General features: G+C 29.2%; 20 protein-coding genes. 10 read left to right on the top strand and 10 right to left on the bottom strand.

Going from position 1 to position 26,869, the window contains the following annotated elements; genetic code table 11:
• The first annotated feature begins 55 nt into the window (after positions 1-55).
• Genes H0I27_RS13615 through H0I27_RS13605 form a run of 3 tightly spaced genes read left to right on the top strand, consistent with a single transcriptional unit; the run spans position 56 to position 1,940 of the window.
• Positions 56-1,045 carry a M28 family peptidase gene (locus H0I27_RS13615; protein ID WP_218731176.1) on the top strand — a complete coding sequence of 330 codons (990 nt, stop codon included), beginning with the start codon at positions 56-58 and terminating at the stop codon, positions 1,043-1,045.
• An 8-nt stretch (positions 1,046-1,053) separates the two neighbouring features.
• Positions 1,054-1,569: a DUF4136 domain-containing protein gene (locus H0I27_RS13610; RefSeq protein WP_218731175.1), complete on the top strand. Its 516-nt coding sequence runs from the start codon at positions 1,054-1,056 to the stop codon at positions 1,567-1,569.
• Positions 1,570-1,577: 8 nt separating this feature from the next.
• On the top strand, positions 1,578-1,940 hold the full coding sequence (locus H0I27_RS13605) for a TfoX/Sxy family protein (RefSeq protein ID WP_218731174.1): 363 nt from the start codon (positions 1,578-1,580) through the stop codon (positions 1,938-1,940).
• A gap of 29 nt (positions 1,941-1,969) precedes the next feature.
• Here H0I27_RS13605 and H0I27_RS13600 read toward each other — a convergent pair whose 3' ends face one another.
• The 4 genes from H0I27_RS13600 to H0I27_RS13585 all read right to left on the bottom strand — a co-directional run bounded on the left by H0I27_RS13600 (position 1,970) and on the right by H0I27_RS13585 (position 9,985).
• Complete coding sequence (locus H0I27_RS13600; protein ID WP_218731173.1) at positions 1,970-2,452, bottom strand: hypothetical protein; 483 nt, start codon at positions 2,450-2,452, stop codon at positions 1,970-1,972.
• 326 nt (positions 2,453-2,778) lie between these two features.
• The gene (locus H0I27_RS13595; RefSeq protein ID WP_218731172.1) at positions 2,779-3,225 is read right to left on the bottom strand and encodes a hypothetical protein; all 447 of its coding nucleotides are present in this window, start codon (positions 3,223-3,225) and stop codon (positions 2,779-2,781) included.
• Between the two features lie 144 nt (positions 3,226-3,369).
• On the bottom strand, positions 3,370-3,813 hold the full coding sequence (locus H0I27_RS13590) for a hypothetical protein (RefSeq protein WP_218731171.1): 444 nt from the start codon (positions 3,811-3,813) through the stop codon (positions 3,370-3,372).
• Between the two features lie 94 nt (positions 3,814-3,907).
• A complete protein-coding gene (locus H0I27_RS13585) occupies positions 3,908-9,985 on the bottom strand; it encodes an alpha-2-macroglobulin (protein ID WP_218731170.1) in 6,078 nt (2,025 codons plus the stop codon).
• Between the two features lie 131 nt (positions 9,986-10,116).
• Here H0I27_RS13585 and H0I27_RS13580 point away from each other — a divergent pair, with 131 nt between their 5' ends.
• Positions 10,117-11,469: a UDP-N-acetylmuramate--L-alanine ligase gene (locus tag H0I27_RS13580; protein ID WP_218731169.1), complete on the top strand. Its 1,353-nt coding sequence runs from the start codon at positions 10,117-10,119 to the stop codon at positions 11,467-11,469.
• On the opposite strand, the gene H0I27_RS13575 is transcribed toward H0I27_RS13580, so the two are convergent.
• From H0I27_RS13575 to trkA, 4 genes are all read right to left on the bottom strand, one after another.
• The gene (locus tag H0I27_RS13575; protein WP_218731168.1) at positions 11,453-12,499 is read right to left on the bottom strand and encodes a nucleotidyltransferase family protein; all 1,047 of its coding nucleotides are present in this window, start codon (positions 12,497-12,499) and stop codon (positions 11,453-11,455) included. The two genes, H0I27_RS13580 and H0I27_RS13575, sit on opposite strands and share 17 nt — an antisense overlap.
• 40 nt (positions 12,500-12,539) lie before the next feature.
• Entirely contained in the window at positions 12,540-13,679 is a 1,140-nt protein-coding gene (locus tag H0I27_RS13570) for a hypothetical protein (RefSeq protein WP_218731167.1), read from the bottom strand.
• Between the two features lie 89 nt (positions 13,680-13,768).
• A complete protein-coding gene (locus H0I27_RS13565; protein ID WP_218731166.1) occupies positions 13,769-15,271 on the bottom strand; it encodes a TrkH family potassium uptake protein in 1,503 nt (500 codons plus the stop codon).
• Positions 15,272-15,273: 2 nt separating this feature from the next.
• Positions 15,274-16,620: a Trk system potassium transporter TrkA gene (gene trkA, locus H0I27_RS13560; protein WP_218731165.1), complete on the bottom strand. Its 1,347-nt coding sequence runs from the start codon at positions 16,618-16,620 to the stop codon at positions 15,274-15,276.
• 327 nt (positions 16,621-16,947) lie between these two features.
• Between trkA and H0I27_RS13555 the strand changes: the two genes are divergently transcribed.
• The 4 genes from H0I27_RS13555 to H0I27_RS13540 all read left to right on the top strand — a co-directional run bounded on the left by H0I27_RS13555 (position 16,948) and on the right by H0I27_RS13540 (position 22,302).
• Complete coding sequence (locus H0I27_RS13555) at positions 16,948-19,212, top strand: tetratricopeptide repeat protein (protein ID WP_254713095.1); 2,265 nt, start codon at positions 16,948-16,950, stop codon at positions 19,210-19,212.
• Positions 19,213-19,311: 99 nt separating this feature from the next.
• On the top strand, positions 19,312-19,998 hold the full coding sequence (gene radC, locus H0I27_RS13550) for a DNA repair protein RadC (RefSeq protein ID WP_165732578.1): 687 nt from the start codon (positions 19,312-19,314) through the stop codon (positions 19,996-19,998).
• Between the two features lie 85 nt (positions 19,999-20,083).
• On the top strand, positions 20,084-21,388 hold the full coding sequence (locus H0I27_RS13545) for a polysaccharide deacetylase family protein (RefSeq protein ID WP_218731164.1): 1,305 nt from the start codon (positions 20,084-20,086) through the stop codon (positions 21,386-21,388).
• Positions 21,388-22,302 (top strand): GNAT family N-acetyltransferase, encoded by a 915-nt coding sequence (locus tag H0I27_RS13540; protein WP_218731163.1) that lies wholly within the window; start codon positions 21,388-21,390, stop codon positions 22,300-22,302. Before H0I27_RS13545 ends, H0I27_RS13540 begins: the two co-directional genes overlap by 1 nt.
• On the opposite strand, the gene H0I27_RS13535 is transcribed toward H0I27_RS13540, so the two are convergent.
• Together H0I27_RS13535 and H0I27_RS13530 are read right to left on the bottom strand one after the other, a co-directional pair.
• Positions 22,299-23,888 carry an asparagine synthase-related protein gene (locus H0I27_RS13535; protein ID WP_218731162.1) on the bottom strand — a complete coding sequence of 530 codons (1,590 nt, stop codon included), beginning with the start codon at positions 23,886-23,888 and terminating at the stop codon, positions 22,299-22,301. The genes H0I27_RS13540 and H0I27_RS13535 overlap by 4 nt on opposite strands.
• Position 23,889: 1 nt before the next feature.
• Complete coding sequence (locus H0I27_RS13530) at positions 23,890-25,167, bottom strand: lipopolysaccharide biosynthesis protein (protein WP_218731161.1); 1,278 nt, start codon at positions 25,165-25,167, stop codon at positions 23,890-23,892.
• 38 nt (positions 25,168-25,205) lie between these two features.
• Here H0I27_RS13530 and H0I27_RS13525 point away from each other — a divergent pair, with 38 nt between their 5' ends.
• Both H0I27_RS13525 and H0I27_RS13520 read left to right on the top strand, forming a co-directional pair.
• The gene (locus H0I27_RS13525; protein ID WP_218731160.1) at positions 25,206-25,892 is read left to right on the top strand and encodes a YjjG family noncanonical pyrimidine nucleotidase; all 687 of its coding nucleotides are present in this window, start codon (positions 25,206-25,208) and stop codon (positions 25,890-25,892) included.
• 136 nt (positions 25,893-26,028) lie between these two features.
• Positions 26,029-26,781, top strand: a complete 753-nt coding sequence (locus tag H0I27_RS13520; RefSeq protein ID WP_218731159.1) for a hypothetical protein — start codon at positions 26,029-26,031, stop codon at positions 26,779-26,781.
• Positions 26,782-26,869 lie beyond the last annotated feature (88 nt).

Raw genomic sequence — 26,869 nt, 5'->3', positions numbered from 1 at the left:
CAGCAAAAATACGAAATAAAATTAGCTATATTTAGCCTTTTAAAAATCTATTAGAATGAAGAAATTGAATTTAGTTTATGTCCTTTTGTTTGCAGTTATTATTTCTTGTAAAGAAAGTTCCAAAGTAGTTAAAACGAAAAAAAAGGTAGCAACGATAGATTCTATTACTGTAAAAAAACACCTTTATACACTAGCTTCGGATGATATGGAAGGTAGAAAATCTGGAACACCAGGAATTGAAAAAGCGGCTAAATACATAGAAAATGAATTTAAAAGAATTGGTTTAACCACTTATGATACTCTAAAAAATTATAGACAAACGTTTACGTTTAGCGATAAAAGGTCTAAAAAAGAAATTACAACCAGTAATATTATCGGAATTTTAGAAGGGAAATCTAAGAAAAATGAAATTGTAGTTATTTCTGCCCATTATGATCATTTAGGAATTAGTAAAAAAGAAGGGCAATTAGATAGTATTTATAATGGTGCAAATGATGATGCTTCTGGAGTAACAGGAATTTTAGCATTGGCCGAATACTTTAAAATGAAAGCAAACAATGAAAGAACCATTCTTTTTGTGGCCTTTACGGCTGAAGAAATGGGATTAATTGGTTCTACGCATTTTGGAAAAGGTATTGATGCAGATAAGTTTGTTGCAGGTATTAATTTAGAAATGATTGGTAAAGTGCCAAGTTTTGGTCCAAATACTGCTTGGTTAACAGGTTTTGAAAGATCTGATTTCGGAAAAATTATTCAGAAGAATTTAGAAGGAACCGGTTATCAACTATTTGCAGATCCGTATAAAAAGTTTAATTTATTTTTTAGATCAGACAATGCCTCTTTGGCGAGATTAGGTGTGCCTTCTCATACTTTTTCTACAACACCAATAGATGTTGATAAAGATTACCACCAAGTATCAGATGAAGTAGAAACTTTAAATATGACGGTTATTACAGAAACCATAAAGGCGGTTGCTAAAGGAACAGAGAGTATTATTAGTGGAAAAGATACGCCTACAAGAGTTGTGATTAAAGAAAATAAATAATATTTCTGATGAAAAAAGTCCAATACTTCATTTTACTCTTATTAATGAGTTGCTCAACATCTAAAGTAATAACAGATTATGATGAGAATACCAACTTTAAGGAATATAAAACCTATGCTTTTTTTGATGATATTGGTGCAGGTTTAAATGAATTTGATGTAGATAGGGCAGCAGATGCTCTATTTGAAGAAATGGGAGAATTAGGATTCAATGAGGTAGAAAAACCAAATTTTTATATCAATTTTAAGGCAAAAACATCAGCACCTAAAGTTACTAATACTATTGCAATTGGTTTAGGAAGTGGAGGAAGAAATGGTGGAATTGGAGTTTCTGGCGGAATACCAATTGGCGGAAAAAAACTCGATGAAGAAATAATGGTAGAATTTGTAGATGCCAAAACCAACCAGCTTTTTTGGGAAGGAATTTTAACATCAACTATAAAAGAGAAAAGAAGTCCAGAAAAAAGAATACTTTATTTTAAAGAAGTTTTTCATAAAATATTACAAAGTTATCCGCTTAAATAAAAATAATAATGGCTTATAGTGAATATTTAGCAGATAGAGTTTCTCAATTTTTAAAAGAGAAAAGTGTTTTCTTTATCACTAAAAAGATGATGGGAGGCTTATTATTTATGGTAGATGATAAAATGTATGTTGCTGTAATAAAAGAGGAAATTATGGCACGTATTAATCCTGATGTTTATGAAGAATCTTTAGTAAAGGATGGTTGTAATAAAATGAATTTTACAGGAAAACCGATGAAAGGTTTTGTATTTCTCTCTGAAGAAGCGGTAGATTTAGAGGAAGACCTAAACTATTGGTTGCAGTTGGCCTTAGATTTTAATCCGCTAGCAAAAGCGAGTAAAAAAAGAAAATCCTCTAAAAAATTAATTTAGAGGATTTTTTTTATAAAATCTTTTATTATCTAGAACTGGTATCTAATACTGAATGCAATGTCATTATCAAAATCATTATAAGTATTTCCAAAACCAAATTCTGGTCTTAAATCTAAAGAAAGTAATATTGGTGCGTCTGTAAAATTATACTCAATTCCAATATCACCAGCTGCAAAAGCAAATGTTTCAGAAAAATCATCGTTGTTGTCTTTTCCACTATAGTTTCCTAAACCACCACCAACACCTGCGTACCAGTTAAAACCTCCTTCAATATTCCAAACCCATTGGTAAATACCGGTAGCTTTAAAACCGTCGTAGTTTTTGTTATCTCTTAACCCCAAATCAATTTCTAATCTGTTATTATCTCCTAAAGCTCTTTGGTAAGATACTTCTGCTCCAAATCCATCATTATCGCCTAAACGTAAACCTATTGCATTTTCAGAAATACTTTGTGCGTTTACAGAAAATACTCCTGCTACTAATAGACCGATAATTAAAAGTGTTTTTTTCATAATTAAGTGTGTTTTTTATTATAGTTCAAATTTAGATGTATTACTGCGTTTAAATGACCTTTATCGATTGAATTATTGATTCAAAAGGTTTTTTGATAGAAACTTTAGTCTACAGTATAAGGTTTAAAAAAGTAGAATAATTTTAAAACCTATAGCATAAACTAAACTACTTGAGTTATTTAAAAGTAAATTTCTAATTTGGAGCATTAGGTTTAAATTTTTGAATGTAATTAGCTTTGGGTTTTATCCCGCTAGATAAAGTGAGTAAAAAATAAAATCCTCTAAAAATTAATTTAGAGGATCTTTTATTATGTTAAGTATTCTATTTAGAATTGATATCTTACAGCTAAAGATATATCTGAATTTACACCATTTAAATTGCCAGAAATACCTACTTCAGGTCTGTAATCTAAAGAAAGTAAAATAGGTGCATTAAAATCATATTCAATACCTACAACACCAGCTCCAAAGATACTTGCTCCGCTAGCAGAAACAAGACCACCACCAACACCTGCATACCAATTAAATCTATCTTCTAAATTCCAAACCCATTGGTATAAACCTGTTGCTTTAAAATCAGAAAACTCGTTTGCTAAACCTAAATCTACTTCTAAACGGTTGTTATCTCCTAATCCTCTTTGGTAAGAGATTTCTCCTCCAACTCCATTTCCTCCACTAAATCGTAGACCTATTGCATTTTCAGAAATACTTTGTGCATTTACAGAAAATGCTCCTGCTACTAATAGACCGATAATTAAAAGTGTTTTTTTCATAATTAAGTGTGTTTTTTATTAAAGGACAAAGTTATATTTATAATTTAATCTAAATGAACTTTGTCATTAAATTTTAAAGCAAAGATAATCACATAAAAAACTTCTAGTTTTAAAGTAGAAGGGCTTTTAAAAGGTTCTTTTTTTTTAAAATTGATACCTTACAGCTAAACCTATATTGGAAATAAAACCAAAAGAACCAGAGAAACCAAGTTCTGGCCTGTAATCTAAGGAAGCTACTATTGGAGCGTCAAAGTTATACTCAAGTCCTACAACTCCGGCTCCATAAACACCAAATTTACTAGCAGAAACAACTCCACCACCAACTCCGGCGTACCAGTTAAATTGTTTTTCGATGCTCCATAGCCATTGGTATGTACCTGTTAATTTAAAGTCGTTAATTTCGCTGGCTATTCCTAAGTCAACTTCTAAACGGTTGTTATTGTCTAAATGTTTTTGGTAGGAGATTTCTCCTCCGGTTCCATTTCCGCCGGCTATACGTACACCAATTGCATGGTCTGATATATTTTGGGATTTTACTGTTAAGTTTACTACAAATATTAAACTGAGGGCTAATAATATTTTCTGCATTTTATGTCAAATTGGGGGTTGCCCCAAATTACAACCTTTCAACTCTTGTTTCAAAATATAAGAGGTATTATTTTGCTAGGTAATATGCTTAAATTTATAACACATTAATTCTTACACCTTTAGAATGACTGCTAAACTCTGGAGCATACATGCTTTGTATGGTAGTAATTCCGTTGCTGAAATTTCCAGCATTATTAACTCTCAGATCATATTCAAAAACATAGACTCCTTTTGGTAATCGATCAAAAAAGAAGTTTGTTGCGGCATCTTTAGTGTTTTCGTAATATCCTAAATTGTCTTGCCATTTATAGCTAGATAAAACATTTATAGGTTCTACTCCAGAAGCTCTCATGTCTTTCATGTGAATAAATTCCATATCTCTATCGCTCCTTAGTTCTATTCTAACTGTAATTAAATCGCCAACCTTTAACTGTGTATTTTTTGTTACTTCCTGTAACTCTTTTCCTGTGTCTGAATTTACTTTTAAGAATAATTTCTTATCCAGTTTTAAAGGTGTGTCTGCGGAAGTAATTTTGTCTAGATTTTCAAAATATTGCCAATACAAACCTCCCCAAGCAATTCCTTCTCCTTTTTTATTGATGGTAATTGTTGCCATTTTTGGTGTGATTTCATTTCCATTCCAAGAAGTTTTAAAATAACCAGTTCCGGCTTCTACTTTTACTTCTTCCAACTTAGTTGGATTAATTTCTTTGTCACCAACCTTTATATCTACCATTTCTGTAACTGAAATCCAATTAGTTCCATTTAACAATAATGCATATACGGCTTCGGAGGTTGCTTTGGTCGTTTTCCAACTATTAGTTTGCTTGTTTTTAAGTAACCAAATTTTTAGGTTATCAATGGTTTCTGTATTGTTTTCTATTTCAGAAAATGTTTCAATCATTAATGCCTGAGTCTCTATAGGAGCTTGATAATAATAGTAACCAGCAGCGTTTTCTTTCCAATACATTCCTAATTCATCTGAAGTAATTGAATTTTCTTTTAACGATTTTAAAATCTGATTAGCAGTTGTTTTTTCATCGCTTCTAAAAAGTGATAAAGCAATTTGTCCTTTTGCATATAAATTATAATCATTCCAATAGGTAACAGTTTGATTTCTGTAATAATCAACCGCTTTTTGCAAGTTGTTATCCATAGAAATGTTGTTGTAAAAACTACGCATATACAAATACTGAATGGTAAAATAGTTCAAATTATTTTTAGCTAAATAATCATCATATGCTTTTTTACCTTTCTTTTCTGTTTTTGCTTTCTGCTTTATTTGCTCTGCGTTGTCTAATAACTTCTTGTATTGAGCGTCTAGTTCTTTATCTAAGAACTGTACAGCTTTCTCAATCATTTTTTTTGTTGAAGCATCTAAATCTGTAACGCCCAATTTTTGTAAATGACCAAAACCTGTTGCAATATGTTGTGTAATAAAATTGCTTTCATTTCTACTACCTTTAAACCAAGGAAAACCACCAGAATTCATCTGAATGTCTTCTAATTTATGGATAGCTTTTTCTTGCTCATTTTTCATCTTATTCAAGTCGAATAATAAAGCAATTCTCTTTTTTTGCTCGGTTTCAGATTGCGCATCTCTTAACCAAGGAGTTTCTTGAATAATTAATGATTTTAATTCCTCATTTTTTTCTAGGTTTGATAAAAGCGCATCAGAAGATTTCCAAGCATTGAATACTTCTTGAATTTTTGGGTTAGAATTTGCAACGAAACTAGCTAAGGTGTTTGCATAATATCTAGAGAAAACTTGTTCTGCACACTCATATGGATATTCCATTAAATATGGCAAAGATTGTATGGCATACCAAACTGGGTTTGATGTCATTTCTAAAGTCAACTTATGGTTTTTTAAAGTAGAAGAAGTATTATTCTTTAACTTATCTAAGGTAAAAGTTTTAGTTTCGTTAGATTTTACCCACATTGGTAAAGTTTCTGTAACCAACATTCTGTTGGATAAAACAGGTAAAACATTTTGTTCACCATCAGAGAAATCACCTGCTTTAGCTACAATTTTATACTGAACAGCTTGTACAGTTTCCGGAATTGATAAATTCCAAGAAACATTTGTATTTCCATCTTTATCAACGGTAAAGTTTTTGTTGGAGTTTAAGTTTTCTAATGCTATATCAATTTCTTTTCCTGTAATGGCATCGGTTAAAATTAGTTTAGCAAAACCACTTAATTGATTATTTGTTAAGTTGGTTACTTTTGCTGAAAGTGTAATTTTATCTCCTTCTCGTAAAAATCTTGGTGCATTTGGTACAATCATCAATTCTTTTTGAGTAACCGTTTCTAATGTTTTTGTTGCTGATTTTAACGATTTTGTATGCGCTAATAATTGCAATTTCCATTTAGTCAATGCTTCTGGCATTGTAAAAGAAAAACTTACTTGTCCGTTTTTATCAGTTCTTAATTGAGGTAAAAAGAAAGCAGTTTCATTAAAGTTTTTTCTGATTTGTATTCCTTCTAAATTGATTTTTTCTTCTTCCTCTTTAACGAATGAAACATCATCAACCATTTCACTTTCATCGGATTCTGTAGATTCAATAATGATTTCTGAGACTTCAGCTTCATCTTCAACAACCATTATCATTTCTGGGCTTGGAGCACTTCTCTTAGCCATAGAATGTCTTAAATAAAGATTTCTATTCGTTCCAAAACGAAACCCAAACCAATTATAAGTATCATAAGAAATTGTTGGGTAACCTGATAGATTTCTTTGGGTATTTACAACGTTAAAATAAGTGTTGCTAAAACTATTATTCGCATTACTATGTGTGTAAGAATAATATTTTGGCTTTGAAGCTATCGGGTTAAAACTCCATTGATGAGGTGTAAACTGGTCTAAAGAAGCATCATACATAGAAGCTAAAACTTCAGCTGCAAGCTGGTCGTTTTTATCATTTTTAATAGTAAAACTCCAAGTTTCATCTTGTCCTGGTAATAACTTATCTCTAAATATATTGGTTTCAATTTCTATGCTTTCTCTTTCTTCAGTTACATTAATTAATAAGCTTCCACTTTTAAAATAATTATAATTTACAAAGTGATACTTTACAGCAAAACCACCAAGATCTTCTCTGTTTACCGGTATTCTTATCGTTTTTGTGTCATTGTTTAATTTAATAAAACGAGTTTCTTTAATTGTATGATTTTTTTCAATTTGTACAATTACAGTAATATCTTTAGATGCAGAACCTAATTGGATCTCAACGATATCATCAATTTGATAAGAAGGTTTATCTGCATGAATTACAAATAAACTATTATCTGCAACTTGTTTTTCTTTGGTAGCAAAAAGCGTAACTATCTTTTCGTCCTTCACCTTTTGATTGTACTTATCCTTACTTTCTAAAACTATTTTATATTTACCAGAAAGCCAATTTTCGGTATTTTTTAGAAGGAGTTTTTTACTAGTTTCTGTGTTGAAATTTTCGTTAAAAACAAGAGTTCCTTTTTCCCAATTATTGGCGTCCATTTCGTTATCTGAATACGCGTCATGAGGAAATAGCTTTCTAAATTCATTTTCTGAAATATCTTGATAATCTGGTGCTCCCCAAGGTCTTTCTCTTAATGGAGTTTTTGGTGCTTCTAATTTATATATTTTAATATTTCCTTTTGCAGGAACAAACTCGCCGTTCAAGTTTTTTGTATCAATACTTAAAGTAGTATTATTACTGTTTTTATCGATGTTGTTTTCTGATAAAATAGTTGCAACTAAAGCATGATACCCAACATTTACAATGCTAGTTGCACTGCGAGTTTCTCCGTTGATATCAGTAACGTCTGCAGTGATTTCATAATTAAAAATAGGCAGACTTTCTTTATCAACACTTTCATCAGGAATGGCATTAAAAACTATTTTAAACAGGCCATTTTCATCAGTAATAGTTTCTCCGTTTATAATTTCTTGTGAACTAGAAGTAGGATTTGGTCTTCTCCAATAATACCAATTTGGGTATTGCACTTTTCTGTGTACACGATACACCACTTTTGCATCTGTAATATTTGCACCAGAAAATGCTTTTGCAAATCCGTTTATGGTAATGGCATCGTTAATTTTATAGCTTTCTGTGATTGATTTAAACGCTGTTTCAAACTTTGGTCTTTTGTATTCTTCAACAGAAATATAAGAACGATTATTATTTAAACGAATAGTATTTTTACTTTTCGAGCTTTGCTTTATTTCAATTGCATACTGACCCGTTAAACCGTTGTTTGGTAAGATAAATTCACCAGCAACAGAACCAAATTCATTCAATTTTAATTCAAGTGTACTTACCGTTTGATTGTTTACATCTTTTAAATTAATTTCTATAAAATCATCCGTAAAAACAGTTGATTCTTCTCCTTGTTTTTTGATAACGATTGATTTAAAATAAACGGTTTGTCCTGGTCTGTAAATACTTCTATCTGTAAAAATAAAAGATTGCAAGCTTTCGTTCGCTTTATTCGTTTGTCTTCTATTGGTTTTATATAAATAATGATTTCCAAAAGTGGCAACATCATCTTTAGTTTTTACTGTAATAATTACATCTTGGTAATAATCGTCACTTTTAAAAGAAGCAAATCCGTTTTTATCTGTCGTTAATTTTTTATTGATAGTAGCACCTCTTCTAGGTTTGTTGTTAGATAGAGATACCTCTGCATTTTTAACAGGTTTACCTGTATTTCTATCTACAATTTGATAATTGTATTTGTCATCAAAATTGTTTTCAATTAAAGTTAAATCGGTAGCTTGAATTGTAGCTGTACCAAAAATGGAGTTTTCTGCAATAATTTCATCTTCAGAAGAAACAATTAAATAGTTTCCGTTGTCAAATTTTGGAAGAATTACCTCTGTAGTATGTTGCAAGTAATCCTGCTCATTTCTTAGTTTTAAATTCCATTTTTTGTTCTTCTCTAAAGTGTTTATAAACTTTATTTTATCAGCTGTATTATACGTTTTATTGAATTTTTCTAGTTCTGTACTTGTTATTTTGTACGCTGTAAAATAGAGGTTGTCAATATTTTTATAATTGATCAATGCTCTAGAATTGGTGTTTATAGACACAAATTGTTCTGCTGTTATTGAAAGTGATTTCTCTAAAATTTTATTTTTAAGAACTGTACATTTTTGTGCTCCCATACTTTTGGGAAACTCATTAATTACCTCATTACAAATTGAGAAAGCAAGTGTGTTATTGGCTAGCTCTCTATGATGTTTTGCAATTTGAAAAGTATATAAAGCACTTACTTTATTTTTGTTAAAATATTGTTTCGTTTTATTTAATGTATTTAGATAAATTTTCTGCTTGTCGCTAAAAGTAGCGTGTTCGTAAATGAAGTTTATACGTTGAATATCAATATCTACTAAAGCATTTAAATTGTTTTCTTTAGTATGAAACTGAATTAAATTCTGATATATTTTTAACGCATTAAATTGTAATGATAAGTGATCTTCAGTTTCTATTTTTATGTCCGAAAAAGTTTTGTAATCAGATAAAAAATCTGAATGATCTAACACAAATTTATAAGACGGTCTTGTGATACTAGTTTCTGATGACTTATAGAAATCTAAAGCATTATTTGCTAAAAAATCATATAAAGTAGGTCTGTATGTTTTAGAATCTTTGGTGATTTGTAAGATATCTGAATAGTCATAAATATCTGTTTTCTGTAATTCTGCTGCATTTTCTAAGGAAGCTTCTAAATGACAGTGAATTTCTTTAAAAAGAGTTTCTAAATCCCAAGTTCTAAAATCGTTTTCATCTACTTTAGCTTCCGTTTTTGTCCTGTTGTAAAACTTGTATCTATTTTCAGTAAAATATTGCCAATATAAATTCCCTAGTATGTTTTCTAATACGTTTCTTGTTGGGAATTCGCTTTTAGCAATGTGTTTTTTAAAATTATCAATGATGATTAATTGCGCATCTTCTTCTAAGGTTAAAGAATATTTACTTTTATAAAACAGCGTTTTTATTAATTGAGGGGCATCGTTTTGTGTATCCGCTTTAGCGTAAATATCTTCTACAATTTTTAAAGCAGATTTTGGTAAGTTGTCTTTTTCAAACCTATCTACTTGTAACCAAAGGTCTTTAAAAGAGTCTTGAGCGTTAGAAAAAGAAGAGAAAGCTATAATCATTATTAGTGTTGTTGTCAGTTTTTTCATAATCAATTTATTTTATGCTTTTAAAGCACCTACAAATTAGCTTGTAAATCAAAAATTTATTAGAGTTTACGTCTAAAGATACTTTATATTGTAGTAAGCTTTTGTATTTTTACTTTTTTAAATTTTGTTCGATGAAAATTCATTTTATTGCTATTGGCGGAAGTGCCATGCACAACCTTGCAATTGCTTTATACCAAAAAGGATACCAAGTTTCTGGATCTGATGATACAATTCATAATCCTTCTAAATCTCGATTAGAAAAATACGGGCTATTGCCAGAAGTATTTGGCTGGTTTCCAGAGAAAATAACAACCGAATTAGAGGTGATTATTTTAGGTATGCATGCTAAAAAAGATAATCCAGAATTATTAAAAGCCCAAGAATTAGGTTTAAAAATTTATTCTTATCCTGAGTTTTTATATGAGCAATCTAAAGATAAAACGCGCGTTGTTATTGGTGGTTCTCACGGAAAAACTACCATCACCTCTATGATTTTACATGTGTTAAATTATCATGAAAAAGAAGTAGACTATATGGTTGGTGCACAATTAGAGGGTTTTGAAACCATGGTGCATTTAACTGAAGAAAACGATTTTATTGTTTTAGAAGGTGATGAATATTTGAGTTCGCCAATTGATATGAGACCAAAGTTTCATTTATACAAACCAAACATTGCTTTATTAAGCGGAATTGCTTGGGATCATATTAATGTTTTTCCAACATTTGAAGGTTATGTTGATCAGTTTAAAATCTTTACAGATTCTATGGTAAATGGAGGAAGTATGGTGTATAATGAAGAAGATACCATTGTAAAAGACGTTGTGGAATCATCAGAAAATCATATTAAAAAATATCCTTACACAACACCAGAACATTTTATTGAAAACGGAATTACCTATTTAGAAACAGCAGAAGGAAACTTACCATTAGAGATTTTTGGAAAGCACAATCTTCAGAATTTAGCCGGGGCAAAGTGGATTTGTCAACATATGGGAGTTGATGAAGATGATTTTTATGAAGCCATTGCTAGTTTTGCAGGTGCAAGTAAACGATTAGAAAAGATTATTGAAACTCCATCAACAGTAATTTTTAAAGATTTTGCACATTCGCCAAGTAAAGTGGCTGCAACTACAAAAGCGGTTAAAGAACAGTATTCTGAGAGAACTGTTTTGGCTTGTTTAGAGTTACATACATATTCTAGTTTAAATGCAGAATTTTTAGCAGAATATAAAGGAGCATTAGATGCGGCCGATAAAGCGGTGGTGTTTTATTCTCCGCATGCTGTAAAAATAAAACAATTATCAGCAGTTACTGCGGAACAAATTGCAAACGCTTTTGAAAGAGACGATTTAACTATTTATACAAATCCAGATGAATTTAAAGCCTTTTTATTCAGTCAGAATTTAGAAAAATCAGCAGTGGTTTTAATGAGTTCGGGTAATTATGGAGGTTTAGATTTTGAAGAGGTTAAGAATTTGGTTTAGTTTTTTTTAAACCAAGTTGTTTTAAATAAAATGGAACACTTTTAAAACGCCTAAATGTATATGTACGATAATCTTTATCAGTAAAAGAATATTGTAGAATTTTTAGCTTATCTTTTAATTTTATATAAGAATTAATTCGATTAATTTTTTTGATTTCCGCTTGGGAATTTTCTAAAATTAAAAGGTAAGATTTTAAATATTTAGAAGCTTCTTCATTTTTAATAAAAGATAAACTTTTTGGGTGATTCAATATTTCTGATGCAACAATTGCATAATTATTAAGATATTTCTCTAACTTTTTATTATTTAAAACTCTCTTTTTTAAGGTTGTTTTGTTAGCTAATAAATAGCTGTCATAAGCATTTCTTAAAGTAATTGTTTTAGAAAAATAAAGATTATCATTAATCTGTTTTTGTAAAACTGTAATTAAAGATTGATTTTCAAAAGAAGCAACTGTAATTTTATTTACAGAAAAAGAGTCTTTTTTTAGAGTTTGGTAATCTAAATATTGGGTGTATGGTTTCTTTAAAACCTTATTATGCACTTCTATGGCAGCAATACGGTTCTCTTTTACCATTTTTGGATAGTGCCAATGAAAGTTCATGTAAACCTCATTTTTAGCGGAATATTTTTCGCTTTTTAAAAGTTGAATGGCTTTTTTAAAATCAGTGTTCGAAACAATTATATCTATATCGCCAACCATTCTCTCTGCAATATCTTCGTATAATCCTTCAAGTAAGTTGCCTGTTCCTTTTAAGAAAATAGGAGTAATATGATTTGCCAATAAAAGAGCATTTATTTCTATAGCCTGATCAATAATTTGCTTATTTCTTTCTCTATTTAAATCCGTAATATGAATCATATAATTAACCAATTCTTCTGGTAAATAATGCAAGAAATTGGCTCTTTTAAGGTTGCAATACAAAGAAGGAAATACAAAATGACCGGTACTTACTTTTACAACAGCTTCCCAATCTATTTCTGTAGTTTTTAATTGATTTTCAATTTCTTCTTTGTTTCCTTTATTCAAAGAAATTGTTAAACATTTCGCGACAAAAAAGAGTGTTTCTTTATAATTCATCACTAAAAATCTTAGAAACAGTTGCAATCATTTCTTCATTCTTAGAATACGTTAAGCGATAGCAATTTAAAGAACTAAACCAATCTAAAAATACTTGTGCATTTTCTAATTTTGGAGATATCCAAGAATCTGGAATTAATTGCTGAAAAGCATCAATTTTAGAAATCTTTTTACAAGCTAATTCAGCCTCTTTTTCATATCTAATAAAAACTAAGTCATTACAGGGTAAGTGATTAAAATAATTTGTGTTATTTGGCTTTAAATAACGTACAATTTTATTTAATCTGGTAAAATTATATTCAGCTGTGGTTTCTAATTCGGGATAAATGGGAAGTAAGGTTTCTAAGCTACTTTTTTTGATAGATATAGATGCAGGAAAACTATATACTTCTCTTTTTTCTACATCCATAGGTACAAAATCATCCGCTAAACAAGTAAAATCGTTTGCTTGTAAAAGTGCTAAAGAAGTACTTTTTCCATTGCCAGAATCGCCTAAAAATAAGATTGATTTTTTTTCATTGCTTACAGCGGATGCATGAAAAACGCCCATCCATTCGTCTTCTTCTTTCTGATGAATTTTTTGAATAAATTGCATCGAAAACTTTCCTTGAAAGTAATGAATGTTTTTACTACTCCAAGCACCTATCAGTTTTTTATCAACAATAAGAAAGATAAATTTATTATTGATAAAAACATCAAATTCATAGTCAAAATTGGTAGTGTTGTCAATTACCAAATGCGCAAATTTTGGATGCACATGAGATAATTCTTTTTCACTTAAATAAGAAACTTTAAAAACAACATTGTTTACTTTGTAGAACTTTATAAACTCATAAGATTTTGGCTTTTCAATATCTCTATAATCATTAACTATTTCAGGTTCTTTATTGCTTTTTGGTACGTAAATCTTTTTTTCTAAATCTATTATAAAATCGATAGTTCTATCTAAAGGAACTGCTAACTTTTTAGATAAAGCTTCAGCAATTTCTTTAACAGAAATCCCTTTGCTTAATCTTTTTAAAATATCTGCAGTGTTGTTTTCTAAAACTAAATATTCATTACTATTCTCAAACCAAACAATAGTTTTGTCTTCAACAGTTTTATACAAGAAATTCGATTGTTTTTTCATAAAGAATAAAAGTAACTTTTTTATTATTTATAAAAAACAAAAAACGCTTAAAACTTAAGACGTATACTATTTAATAATGAATGATATATTTAATTTTTTCGCCAAAAAAATGGAGTAAATAGAATAAGCACTGTAAAAAGTTCTAAACGACCAATAAGCATTAAAAAAGAACAAAACCATTTAGCGGCATCAGATAAATGTGCATAACTATCTACCGGACTTACACTACCAATTGCAGGTCCAATGTTTCCTAAAGAAGAAGCTGCAGCACCTAAAGCAGACATAAAGTCTAAGCCTAAAAGCGTTAGTATTACAGAAGCTAATATAAAAATAAGCATGTAAATAATAAAAAACGATAGTATATTAAATACAATAGTTGGAGGTATCGATTTTCCGTCTAATCGTACCGGGATAATTGCGTTTGGATGTAAGGCTTTTTTAAATTCTAGAAAGCTATTTTTAAGCATTACAATATGCCTAACTATTTTAATTCCACCACTTGTAGAACCTGCGGAACCACCTGTAAAAAACAATGCAAAGAAAATACCTGTTGCAAAGAAATTCCACATGGTAAAATCTGCACTAACAAAACCAGTTGTAGTTACCACAGAAATCACCATAAATAGAGAATGTCTAATAGCGCTTTCTACTTCACCGAAAATCATAGGGTGCTGAATGGTTGTTTGTAAATTATTGTCTTGAAAAAAGATGATTAAAATAGCAATTAATGCAGAAACACTTATAATTCCAACAAAGTAATATTTAAACTCTTCGCTTTCAAAAATTTTACGAATCTTCCCTTTTAAAGCAAAATAAGTAATTACAAAGTTAGTACCTGCAACAAACATAAAAAAGATAATAATATACTGTACAAGAGGTAAGTTGTTATAAAAAGCGACACTACTATTCTTTGTAGAAAAACCACCTGTACTCATTGTTGCCATTGCGTGATTAATGGCATCAAACCAAGTCATACCAGCAATTTTTAATAAAAAGAATTGAGCAAACGTTAGCGATATATAAATTAAATACAAGCGTTTTGCAGTATCTGTAATTCTAGGATGTAATTTATCTGCAGATGGTCCTGGAGCTTCTGCCATAAAAAGTTGCATTCCTCCAATACCTAAAAGAGGCAAAATAGCAATGGTTAGAACAATTATTCCCATTCCTCCAATCCAGTGGGTTGCGCTTCTCCAAAATAGAATTCCTTTTGGCATGGATTCTATGTTGGTTAAAATGGATGAACCTGTGGTAGAATAGCCAGATATAGTTTCAAAGAAAGCATCTGCAACGCTTGGTATTGTACCAGAAAACAAATAGGGGAGCATTCCTGTTAAGGAGAGAATTAACCAACCTAAGGTAACAATTAAGTAACCGTCTTTCTTCTTTATATTGGTGCTTTTAGGCTTGTTAAGAAAGTAAAGTAGCAGTCCTGTAATTACAGTTACAATTCCTGCATTTAAAATACCCCATTTAGCATTTTCTTCGTGGTACACGCTAAACGGATATGCAATAAACATAAAGAATCCGTTTAAGATTGCTGTAATACCTAAAAAGCGAAATATTATTTTGGTGTTTAAAGTACTCGTCATATTTATTTAAATAGGCGTTCTACAGCACTTATAGCTTCTGGTAAACAGAATACAATTACTTTATCACCAGTTATAATTTGCACGTTTCCGTGAGGCATAATTGCTTTTTTATCTCTAATAATACCACCAAAAATAGCTTCTCTAGGAATTCGTATATCTTTAATAGGATATTCTGATACTTTAGCACCTTCTTGAACTTCAAATTCAAAAATTTCTGCATCTACGTTATGTAAATTGGCGAGATCTAAAATTTCACCTTTTCTTATGTGTCTAAAAATATTACTTGCTGCAAGTAGTTTTTTATTAATTAAAGATTGAATTCCAATAGTTTGAGAAATATCGATATAATCCATATTTTCAACCAAGGCAACCGTTTTTTTAACTCCTTTAGATTTTGCCACTAAACAAGACATAATATTGGTTTCAGAGTTTCCTGTAACTGCAATAAAAGCATCTGTTTCTCTAATATTTTCTTCTTCTAGTAGTTCTAAATCTCTACCATCACCATTAATAACCAAAGTGTCACTTAATTCTTCTGCAAGAAACTCTGCTTTATCTTTTTTCTTTTCTATAAGTTTTACTCTAAAATTATCTTTACAAAGTTTTCTTGCCGTTTTTTCTCCAATACTACCACCACCAAGAATCATTACATTCTTAATCTTTAGTCGTTTTCTACCTGTAATAGGGTAAAGATCATTCATACTATAATTAGGAACACAAAAATAAACTTGGTCTCCTATCTCGTAAACAACATCTCCTCGGGGAATAATTGTTTGAGATTCACCTTGTCTTTTAATTGCAATTGTAATAAAATCTACATCAGCAAACTTTTGTTTTGCATCTTTAACGGTTAAATCTACAATGGGAGATTTATAGGTTAATGGTGTACCTAACACATTAAAAATACCGCTTTCAAATGCTACAGTATCATTAAATGAAGATTGATTTAAGAGCATTTTTATTTCATTAGCCGCTAATTCTTGAGGCGAAATCATAAAGTCTAAACCAAATTGTTTAAAATCTACTTCACAATTATTTAGAAACTCAGGATTGTCTATTCTAGCAATTGTTTTTTTTGCTCCTAAAGATTTTCCAATTACAGAAATAGTAAAGTTAGTATTCTGGCTATCGGTAACCGCAATTAACAAATCTGCAGATTCAATTCCAATTTCTTTTAATAATTTTATGGATGTAGCATCTCCTTTTTTAGTAATTACATCTAAATGGCTGTTTAGATATTCTAACTTTTCACCATCAAAGTCTATGATATAGGTGTCTTGAGATTCGTAAGAAAGAAGTTTAGCCAAGTGAAAACCAACGTCTCCAGCACCAGCTATTATAATTTTCATAATTTAAAAGTAGTATGTGTTGGCAAAGATATAAAGAGTTTTCATGGAAAAGGGAAATAAATAGATTTTTTCAAATTTAAGTATGTATCGGGTATTTTGCGTATTTGTAAAGGTAATAGCGATATCAAGGTAATCAGTGTAGAATATTATCAGCATATAAATAAAATAATCAGAAATATTTTTCTGCTTAACGTAGAGTATAAACAATTACTACTATTTTTTTGTTTCAATAAAAATATGTTTTTTCTATGAAAAATGATAAATATCTTATTTTCTATTAAATATAAATTTTAGATTTACTGCTACAATTTATAAACAATAGTATTCGTGAAATTAACCAACCTACGTTCATCCGTCTTTTTAAAAATAAACTCATTTTTAATCTTTTCTTTGTTTATAATTTCTTTTTTCTCTTGTGATAAAAAAGAAGATTATAAAACAGTTGTAGCTGATAGTAGCGTTTTTCTTTCGGGAAAAATTATTCCTGATGATCATTTTTTAGGAGATCAGAAGTGTAAAGAATGTCATCAAGATCAATTTAAAAGTTGGGAAGGTTCTCATCATGATAAAGCGATGGAAATTGCCGATAGTGTTTCTATTTTAGGTGATTTTAACAATCAGAAATTTACAAGTCAGGGTGTGACTTCTCATTTTTATAAAAAAGACAATGATTTTTATGTAAATACAGAAGGACCAGATGGTGATAATCACGATTATAAAATAATATACACTTTTGGTATTACTCCTTTACAGCAATACATTGTTCAGTTTCCTGACGGACATTACCAATGTTTAAGAACTGCTTGGGATTCTGTAGAGAATAAATGGTTCGATTTATATCCAGATTTTAAAGTTGTACATTCCGAATGGTTGCATTGGTCTAGAGGTGGTTTAAATTGGAATAATATGTGTTCCGATTGTCACTCTACAAATGTTCGTAAAAATTACGATGTAGAAACACATAGTTATAATACCGAGTTTGCAATTATTAACGTGAATTGTGAAGCGTGTCATGGCCCAGGAAAAGAACATGTTGCCGATGTAGATAAACTTGGTGAAGATTATATGGATAGCGGTACTTTTCAAATGACAATAGAAACAGGGCCTAAAGAATTGGTAGATCAATGTGCACGTTGCCACATGAGAAGAGAGCAGTTCTCTGGAGTCTTTAATTTTGAAGGTACAATGTTAGATCATTATTATCCACAATTATTAGAAGCTCCTTTATATCAAGCAGACGGACAAATTTTAGATGAAGATTATGTCTATGGTTCGTTTACGCAGAGTAAAATGTATCAAAATGATGTAACTTGTACAGACTGCCATGATGCACATTCTTTAAAACTAAAGTTTGATGGTAATAAACTGTGTGCCCAATGTCATGTTCCAGAAAAATATGATACTCCTACACATCATTTTCACGAACAAAATACCGATGGAGCAAAATGTATTAATTGCCACATGACAGGAAGATTTTATATGGGAAATGACTTTAGAAGAGATCATAGTTTTAGAGTACCAAGACCAGATTTAAGTGTAAAATATGGAAATCCAAACGCTTGTTCTGGTTGTCATACAGATAAAGATGATGCTTGGGCGGCAGAAAATTTCACAAAATTATTTGGAGAGGTAGATTCTATTCATTATTCAGAAAAATTAGCACCAGGAATAACCATGCAACCTGAAGGACATATAGGTTTAATTGATTTGATGCACGATACGCATCAACCAGAAATAGTAAGAGCTTCTGCAACAAAAGTGTTGGCTAACTATAATGCACAGAATTTTGTGGAAGATTATATTTCACTTTTAAATGATGATTCTGCTTTGGTAAGAGGAGCAAGTGTAGATGTTTTAGGTGGCATAAATACCACGGATTATAATGCCTATTTTTTACCTTTATTAGAAGACCCCAAAAGAAGTGTTAGGGTAAAGGCTTTCTATGGTTTAGGAGGTTTGGCTGAAACAGATGTGCCTGAAGTTTATAAAGAGAGTTATCAAAAGGTAAAGAAAGAATTTTGGTTACATATCGATACAAATTCAGATTTTGTAGGGGTAAGAATGAAAAAAGGAGATTACTTTTTAAAACAAGGGAACATAGAAAAAGCAATAGAAAATTTTGAAAGTGCACAATCTATTGATGTTATCAACAATCAAATACGAATAAATTTAGCAACGTTATATTATAATATTAAAGAATATGAAAAGGCTGAAGCAGCTTTTAAAACAGTAATTAAACAAGAGCCTGAATATGGCCCTGTTTATTATTCTCTTGCTTTAATGTATGCAGAATTAAATAGAGAAGATGAGGCAATTGAGCAACTTAAAATAGCGATGATAAAAATGCCAGACAATATTCGTGTTTATTATAATTTAGGGTTGTTGTATGATAAAAAACAAGATTTTAAAAATAGTGAGAAAGCATTGGTTACTGGTCTAAAAGTTGATGCACAAAATGAAGGTTTACTGTATGCGTTGGCTTATTTATATTCTAAATCAGATCAAAAACCAAAAGCAAAAAATATTTTACAAAGATTGGTTGATTTGTATCCAAATAACCAACAATATAGAAATTTTTTAAATCAATTATAATCACTTTGTAGTAGATTATTTTAATAAAAGGTTTCGTTTAACAGATTAAAAAAGGTAAAAGAGTTAATTTTCATTTTTGTATTTTTATAAAAAAAGAAAATGGAAAAGTTAACGATTAAGTCTTGGGCTTTAGATGATAGGCCAAGAGAAAAGCTGTTAGCAAAAGGGAAAACGGCACTTTCTGATGCAGAATTAATTGCAATTCTTATTGGATCTGGCAATAGACAAGAAAGTGCTGTAGCGTTATCTAAACGAATTTTGCAAGAGGTAGATGGTAACATAAATGAGCTAGCAAAACTATCCGTAGAAAAATTAACCACTTTTAAAGGAATAGGAGAAGCAAAGGCAATTGCTATTATTACAGCTTTAGAAATTGGTAAAAGACGTCAATTAGAAATAGCTTTAGAAAAACCTAAAATTACCAGTAGTAAAGATGGTTTTAACTTAATGCAACCTGTTATTGGAGATTTAGAGCACGAAGAATTTTGGGTGTTATTTTTAAATAATTCTAACAAAGTTTTGGCAAAAAGTCAGATTAGTAAAGGCGGTTTAACGGCCACGGTTGTAGATGTTAGGTTGTTGTTTAAAAGAGCGTTAGAATTGGCATCTGTAGCAATGATTGTTTGCCATAATCATCCTTCAGGTAAATTACAACCTAGTAATGCAGATAAACAACTTACTCAAAAAATTAAAGAAGCAGGAAACACTTTAGATATAAAGCTGCTAGATCATTTAATTATTACCGAAAAAGCTTATTTTAGCTTTGCAGATGAAGGATTGCTTTAGTTTGCAGTTATAGTAATCAGTAAAAAAGTTACTTGAAATTATAACTGATTACTGAGACCGCAAATTGAGACTGAAAACTGAATACATGATACTAGTTTACACACATAAAATTACACCAAGAGTTCGTTATATTTTTAAACATATTCTTACAAGAACTTTATTAATTCCGGTAGATTTCACTTCTAAGGTAGAAGAATTTGTGGCTTTTAATGGTCCTAAAATGACCTACACAAAAACACCTTTAGGGAATGAGTTTTTTGTGAAAAGTAACAATTTATTGTTTGAGCAAGGTGTTAATGATATGGAGATTTCTATGCAGAAATGGGATGAAACTCCATGTTTCTTTAAAACCGGACCAAAATCTTCTATTCCTTTTGATGTTTTTGCGGCAAGCTTTTATCTTATTACGAGATATGAAGAATACTTACCGCACGTAAAAGATATTCATGGTCGTTATACTGCAGACCAGAGTCTGGCTTATAAAAAACGTTTTTTAGAAAAACCAGTAGTAGATATTTGGGCCTATAAATTATTAGAAGCTTTAAAAGAAAAGTTTCCAGATTATGATTACAAAAATCGTAAGTATGAGTTTATTTCTACGGTTGATATTGATAATGCGTATGCTTATAAGTATAAAAGCTTGATAAGAAGTGTAGGTGGTTTTATAAATGATTTACTTCATTTTAGAGTGTTAGATGTTTGGAATCGATTTGCAGTTACTTTCAATTTAAAGAAAGATCCTTTTGATACTTTTCAGAAAATTTTAGAGATTAAAAAGGAGTATAAAATTAAAACAATCTTTTTCTTTTTAATAGGCGATTATACTACTTTTGATACCAATGTTTCTGCTTCAAAAAGCAAGTACAAACTACTTATTAAAGAAATGGTAGATTATGCTAAAGTGGGGTTGCACCCTTCTTATTTTACGATGCACAATACTTCTTTATTAAAAAAGGAAAAACTGAGGTTAGAAAATATTATTAATTCTCCAATTCAGAGGTCTAGACAACATTATTTACGATTTAGCTTGCCCGAAACGTACCAACATTTAATAGATTTAGAAGTAGAAGAAGATTACTCTATGGGGTATGCAAGTAATGTAGGTTTTAGAGCAAGTACTTGTACGCCTTTTTATTTTTACGATTTAGATTTCGAAATTCAAACTCCGTTAAAGGTGTTTCCATTTGCATTAATGGACACTACTTTAAATGATTATATGAAGCTTACACCTAAACAATCTCTAGGAAGAATAAGAGATATAAAAAATGAAGTAAAAGCGGTTAACGGAACTTTTATTACTTTATTTCATAACGAAAGCCTAAGTGATTATTTACGTTGGAAAGGCTGGAAAAGGCTGTATGAATCTATGATTAAAATTGCTACTTCATAATGATTCAATATGTTGAGAGAAAAGATTTGGAGGTAGAGAAATATGATGCTTGTATAGATAATTCTATTCAATCTAGAATTTATGCTTTTTCTTGGTATTTAGATATTGTTGCAGATAATTGGGATGTTTTGGTCTTGGATGATTATAAAGCAGTGATGCCAATTCCTTGTCGTAAAAAGGCTGGTATTAAATATGTTTATCCGCCACTTTGGTTGTTAGAATTAGGTGTTTTTTCTTTAAGTGAAAACATAGATTACAATCCTTTTTTTAAACTTCTGTTTCAGAAATTTAAATCTGTAGAAAGCCGGTTAAATAGTGCTATTAATATACAAGAAAACACCTCTTGTTTTGTAGGGAAACAAATGCAAATTTTGTTAATTTCTGATGATTATAATACTATTTGTAATGGTTACAGAAAAGATAGAAGAAAGGACTTAAACAAGGCGAAGAAAGTCGATTTAACGGAAAAATGGAATGATAATCCTGAAAAATTAATTCAGTTATTTAAAAATAACGTAGGTAAAAGAACACCCAATATTGCAGATAAAGATTATTTAGTTTTAGAAGAATTGATAAAAATTTGTTTAGAGAAAAAAGTAGGAGAAATACTTTCGGTTTACAACAAAGAAGATAGATTAGTAGCTTCTGGTTTTTTCTTAAAACATAAAAAAGCTGTTACAATTTTAGTGTCATCCACAGATTTTAAGCATAGAAAAAATGGCGTAAATACTTTTTTAATTGATCGTGCAATTTATAAGTTTGAAAAGAATTTTAGTATTTTTAATTTTGGAGGTTCATCAATGGAATCTATAGCCAAATATTTTTTGAGTTTTGGTGCTACGTCACATAATTATAAACAAATAAAGTATAATAATTTACCTTGGTTTATTAAGTTGTTAAAAAAAATGAGTTAAATATCTTTTTTAGAAAAATGAATATACCATTGAGATATTATTTCATTATAATCTTTATATAATTTTTTTGCCTTGATATCTTTTTTATTTAATTCATTAACCATTTGATCGGTTATTGGTTTGTAATTATTCCAATCATGTTTTTTTAATATTCTTTTTTTTAGGTGATTAGGTAAATGTGGCTTTATTTTGTCTTTTAGTTTTTGTAATTTAATTTGTTTTTTTGTAGGCTGAATTTCTTTTTCAAAGTAGACATCAAAAGGTTTAAAATAATCATTAATTAATATATCATCAAAAAGAAGTTTTGCTTTTTTGTATTTAATTGGAATTTTTTTAAATAAACTTAACAATTCTGTATCCCAAAAAGGAAATCTAAATTGATGACCAAAAAAAGTATAATAACTTGCAGAATTAAAAATATATTTAGCAATTCGTTCTTTTAAGTTGTAATCTTCTAAGACAGTTTCAGGTATTTTTTTCGTATAATTTTTATCAAATAGAAATAAATTCTTTTTTATTTCTGCTTCAATTTGTTTCTTTTCATCATTAGAAAAACAATAATTAATCATTTTTTTTTCTAAGATAACTTCTGGTAAATTAGAGTGTTTTAAGTTTTTAGAAATTGTTTTAGAATATTCACTTCCTCCTAAAATATCGCCGGCAAAACCCGGAACAAAAATAGCATCTTGAGTAATGATTTTTTTGTCTTTTAAAAATTTAATAGCAAAGTATTCTTGAAGATAAGGCATAGAAGAAAGTTTGCCAGCAAAATGTGCGTAATTTTTAAATTCTTCAGTTGATAAAAAATTAGAAATTAACTCATTTTTATATTCAATAAAATACCAGTCAAAATTTAAAGTTTCTGCCGTTTTTTTAGAATTTTCAATTTCAAAACTATCTTTTCTGCCATAGGTATAACAAACTACGTTTTTATAGTTATGCTTTTTAAGCATTACGGCAATTAAACGCGAATCAAAACCGCCACTTAAAGGAATTACTGCCGTCCTATTATTTAGTGAGTCTATAAACCGTTTAAAAGAATTTTCAAAAGCAATTACTATCTTGTTTTTTAAAATAGAATAGGAGTCTAGATATGCTTTTTCTATAGCATAAGAAAAGAAAAAGTTACTCTCAATAATTTTATGATTTTGAATGATTAAATATTCACTTGCTTGTATTTGATTTACATTTTGTAATAATGTTTTATTACCATGGGTATGACAAGAAGCTTTTAATTCGATTTCTGAAACAGCATTAAAATCAAGAATATTAAAAGTGTTTTTCAAATAGATAATATCATCGCTCAAAAATAATTTTTCATTATGAAAAGTATAGAAAATGGGGAAAGATCTTGTTATGTCAGAAGCAATACAAACAGTTTTTTTATCAGAAAAAACGATTGTAAAAACACCATTTATGTTCTTTAAAAGTTCTTTAAAATCAGTTGTATCTTTTATTGTTAAAAGAAAATTTAAAGCATTTTCTTTTTCATAAAAAACAGCATCAATATAAAAATAACCTTTTAAATAAAAAGAATCATTTTTATACCATTTAAAGCCTTTATTATGTTTTAAAGTAATGTTCATATTAGCTGTATGCAATTTTCTTTTCTTTGGATGTTTTTAAAAGATAGATAAATATAAGAATATTAAAAAGCATTCCTACTCCAGAAAAAAGTATCAAAGAAATAACAATATTATCGTAAAAATAGTATCCTAAGAATAATGCCAAAAATCTAAAAAGTAGTAAAAAAGTATCATAAACAACCATGGTTTTTTGTTTGTTTAGAATTAAAATTAATGGTGATATAGGATTGCTTAAAAAAGCAAAAAATAACCACGGAATTATAATTCTTGAGTACAAACCTACGTCAGACCAATTTTCACCAAAAATAATATCTAAGAAAAAAGAAATTGCAAATAAAGGAATAAAAAGAAAAGAACTTATGAATAATAAATGTTTGACTGTTTTTATAACTAAATCATGCAAATTGCCTTTTTCATTGTAAGTTTTACTTGCTTTATTAAAAAAGACTTGGTTTATTGATTGTTGAAAAATGCCAATAGGAGCTCTTGTAAATTTAACTGCTAGACCATAAATTCCCGAGTTTGCCAAACCAAAATATTTAGTAATTAAAAGCACGGGTAATTCATTAGAAAGATTATTAGTCAAGTTAATAATGGTATTAAAAACGGGAATATCTTTATATTTTTTTGCCAAAAAAAACATCCTTTTTAAGGATAGTTCCTTGGTAAGTTTTTGCATTAATTTGGTAGACGCTTTTATTAAAAAAAGAAGTTGCATAGATTGCCCTAAAAGCATTCCTGGAATTAATCCTAAAGAATTAAAAGAGCTAAAACCGGTAGCAAGTTGAGATGTACTCATTACCGCAGATTTTGTTATCAATCCTTTAGAAATATTTTTAAACATATTAGTTCTGTTGTTCCAAAAATCAAAAATTGAAACGCTACCAAAAAGGAAGACACTTAATGGTAGTAAATAAATTAAATTTACGAGTTTTGTTATATTAAAAAAGGTAGTAATGTTTTCATTAAAAAAGAAGATGATTACAAGTAATAAAAAGCAATATATTGTTAAAATAATAAATGAAAAACCCACTAAATTAATAGCATCCTTATCCTTTTTGGGTAAAACGATAGCAAATTCATATTGCAGAGTTGCCAAAGGCTTTAAGATTAAAGTTACGGATGAAAACAAGGTGTAAATACCAAAAAGCTCTGTAGAAAAAAGGCGCGTAAGTATTAGAATTGATGCATAAATAACAACTTGACTTAAAGCAGATCCTGTTATTAATGTTAAAACATTTTTAACAAACTCTTTTTTTAGAAAAGAAAATAGTTGCATATTACTTACTTAAAATAATGTATTCAAATATAATGTAAATGACAAAGATACAACACGTCTTTTTTGATTTAGATCACACTTTATGGGATTTCGATAAAAATTCTGATTTAACCTTCGAAAAGGTTTTTAGAGTCAATAATTTAAAAGTTGATTTAAATGCTTTTTTAGAAGTTTACAAACCCATAAATTTCGAATTTTGGAAATTGTTTAGAGAAGAAAAAGTAACTAAAGAAGCATTAAGATACGGTCGATTAAAAAATAGTTTTGACGCTTTAAATCATACTGTTTCAGATGAGGTTATAGTTAAAATGTCTGTAGATTATTTAATGTTTTTACCTGATTTTAATTATTTGTTTGATGGAACTTTTGAGCTTTTAGATTACTTAAATGATAAGTATCAATTGCACATCATTACCAATGGTTTTGAAGAAGTGCAGAATAAGAAAATGATTAGTTCTAATATTTATCATTATTTTGATAAAATTATTACCTCAGAATCTGTTGGTGTTAAAAAGCCAAACCCTAAAGTGTTTACTTATGCTTTAGAAGTTGCAAACGCACACAAAGACAATTCTATTATGATTGGTGATAATATTGAGGCGGATATAGAAGGAGCTTTGAGCGTTGGTATGCAAGCTATTCATTGTAATTTTTACAATGTTTCACATAATAAAAGTAATTTGGTATCTGTAAGTTCTCTACTAGAAATAAAGCAATATTTATAACTGATTGAGCGTTTTATATTTAAATAAATAAAAGTTAATTTATCTAGAATTCTAGATGGTATCGCACAATTTTGCGATATTGCATCTGCAAATAATAGTACTGTAAAATTAGAAATTCATTAAATATTTAATTAAAATGATTAAAAAAATAGCATTTAGTTTTTTGTTTTTAATAGCAATATCAGCATTTAGTCAAGAACGAGATATTAATAACTACAAATATGTAATTGTACCAGATCGATTCGATTTTTTAAAGAGTTCAGATCAATACCAAACGAGTTCTTTAACTAAGTTTCTTTTAGAAAAAAAAGGATTTGAAGTTTTTCTAAGCAATGAAAAATTACCAGAAGATTTAATGCTAAATAGATGTAAAGCGTTAACAGCAATAGTTGTAGATGATTCTAGTATGTTTACCATTAAAAGTGTAATTAAATTACAAGACTGTAATAATAATGTATTATACACTTCAGAGGTTGGTAAGAGTAAACTTAAAGAATATAAGAAAGGTTATCAAGAGGCTATAAGAAAAGCTTATGAAACAATGGAAGATTTAGAGTATAATTATAATACTTCTATTGCTGCTAAAGAAAAGATAAAACCAGAAATAGTAAAGGAAAAAGAATCTGTTGTTACCGTTAAAACAAGTGTAAAAGAAATTAATACTAATTCTAATGCTACTAATGTTTTATATGCACAGAAAAAAAATAACGGATTTCAACTGGTAAATTTAACACCAGAAGTTGTTTTTATAATTTTAAATACAAACAAGAAAGATGTTTATGTAATTAAAGGAAAAGACGGAACGCTTTATAAAAATGGAGAAATTTGGATTGCAGAATATTATAAAAATGACCAATTAGTAAAAGAAGAATATCAAATAAAATTTTAATTAATTTTCTATAAATAAAATAAAACTTAGTATTCTTAGTTTTATTTTGAATAAAAAATGTCACTTAGAAATAATTTCTGAGTGACAT

It is taken from the genome of Polaribacter sp. HaHaR_3_91 (genome assembly GCF_019278525.1).
Taxonomy (GTDB): Bacteria; Bacteroidota; Bacteroidia; order Flavobacteriales; family Flavobacteriaceae; genus Polaribacter.
Note: the sequence above shows the minus strand (reverse complement) of the source record. Positions and strands in the feature narration are given on the sequence as shown.

Excerpts from the sequence above, each read along its gene's own strand:
- trkA (WP_218731165.1), bottom strand. The coding sequence starts at position 16,620 with ATGAAAATTATAATAGCTGGTGCTGGAGACGTTGGTTTTCACTTGGCT.
- H0I27_RS13580 (WP_218731169.1), top strand. The coding sequence starts at position 10,117 with ATGAAAATTCATTTTATTGCTATTGGCGGAAGTGCCATGCACAACCTT.
- H0I27_RS13600 (WP_218731173.1), bottom strand. The coding sequence starts at position 2,452 with ATGAAAAAAACACTTTTAATTATCGGTCTATTAGTAGCAGGAGTATTT.
- H0I27_RS13545 (WP_218731164.1), top strand. The coding sequence starts at position 20,084 with ATGATACTAGTTTACACACATAAAATTACACCAAGAGTTCGTTATATT.
- H0I27_RS13525 (WP_218731160.1), top strand. The coding sequence starts at position 25,206 with ATGACAAAGATACAACACGTCTTTTTTGATTTAGATCACACTTTATGG.
- H0I27_RS13605 (WP_218731174.1), top strand. The coding sequence starts at position 1,578 with ATGGCTTATAGTGAATATTTAGCAGATAGAGTTTCTCAATTTTTAAAA.
- H0I27_RS13535 (WP_218731162.1), bottom strand. The coding sequence starts at position 23,888 with ATGAACATTACTTTAAAACATAATAAAGGCTTTAAATGGTATAAAAAT.
- H0I27_RS13565 (WP_218731166.1), bottom strand. The coding sequence starts at position 15,271 with ATGACGAGTACTTTAAACACCAAAATAATATTTCGCTTTTTAGGTATT.
- H0I27_RS13540 (WP_218731163.1), top strand. The coding sequence starts at position 21,388 with ATGATTCAATATGTTGAGAGAAAAGATTTGGAGGTAGAGAAATATGAT.
- H0I27_RS13615 (WP_218731176.1), top strand. The coding sequence starts at position 56 with ATGAAGAAATTGAATTTAGTTTATGTCCTTTTGTTTGCAGTTATTATT.
- H0I27_RS13585 (WP_218731170.1), bottom strand. The coding sequence starts at position 9,985 with ATGAAAAAACTGACAACAACACTAATAATGATTATAGCTTTCTCTTCT.
- H0I27_RS13570 (WP_218731167.1), bottom strand. The coding sequence starts at position 13,679 with ATGAAAAAACAATCGAATTTCTTGTATAAAACTGTTGAAGACAAAACT.
- H0I27_RS13590 (WP_218731171.1), bottom strand. The coding sequence starts at position 3,813 with ATGCAGAAAATATTATTAGCCCTCAGTTTAATATTTGTAGTAAACTTA.
- H0I27_RS13595 (WP_218731172.1), bottom strand. The coding sequence starts at position 3,225 with ATGAAAAAAACACTTTTAATTATCGGTCTATTAGTAGCAGGAGCATTT.
- H0I27_RS13530 (WP_218731161.1), bottom strand. The coding sequence starts at position 25,167 with ATGCAACTATTTTCTTTTCTAAAAAAAGAGTTTGTTAAAAATGTTTTA.
- H0I27_RS13520 (WP_218731159.1), top strand. The coding sequence starts at position 26,029 with ATGATTAAAAAAATAGCATTTAGTTTTTTGTTTTTAATAGCAATATCA.
- H0I27_RS13610 (WP_218731175.1), top strand. The coding sequence starts at position 1,054 with ATGAAAAAAGTCCAATACTTCATTTTACTCTTATTAATGAGTTGCTCA.
- radC (WP_165732578.1), top strand. The coding sequence starts at position 19,312 with ATGGAAAAGTTAACGATTAAGTCTTGGGCTTTAGATGATAGGCCAAGA.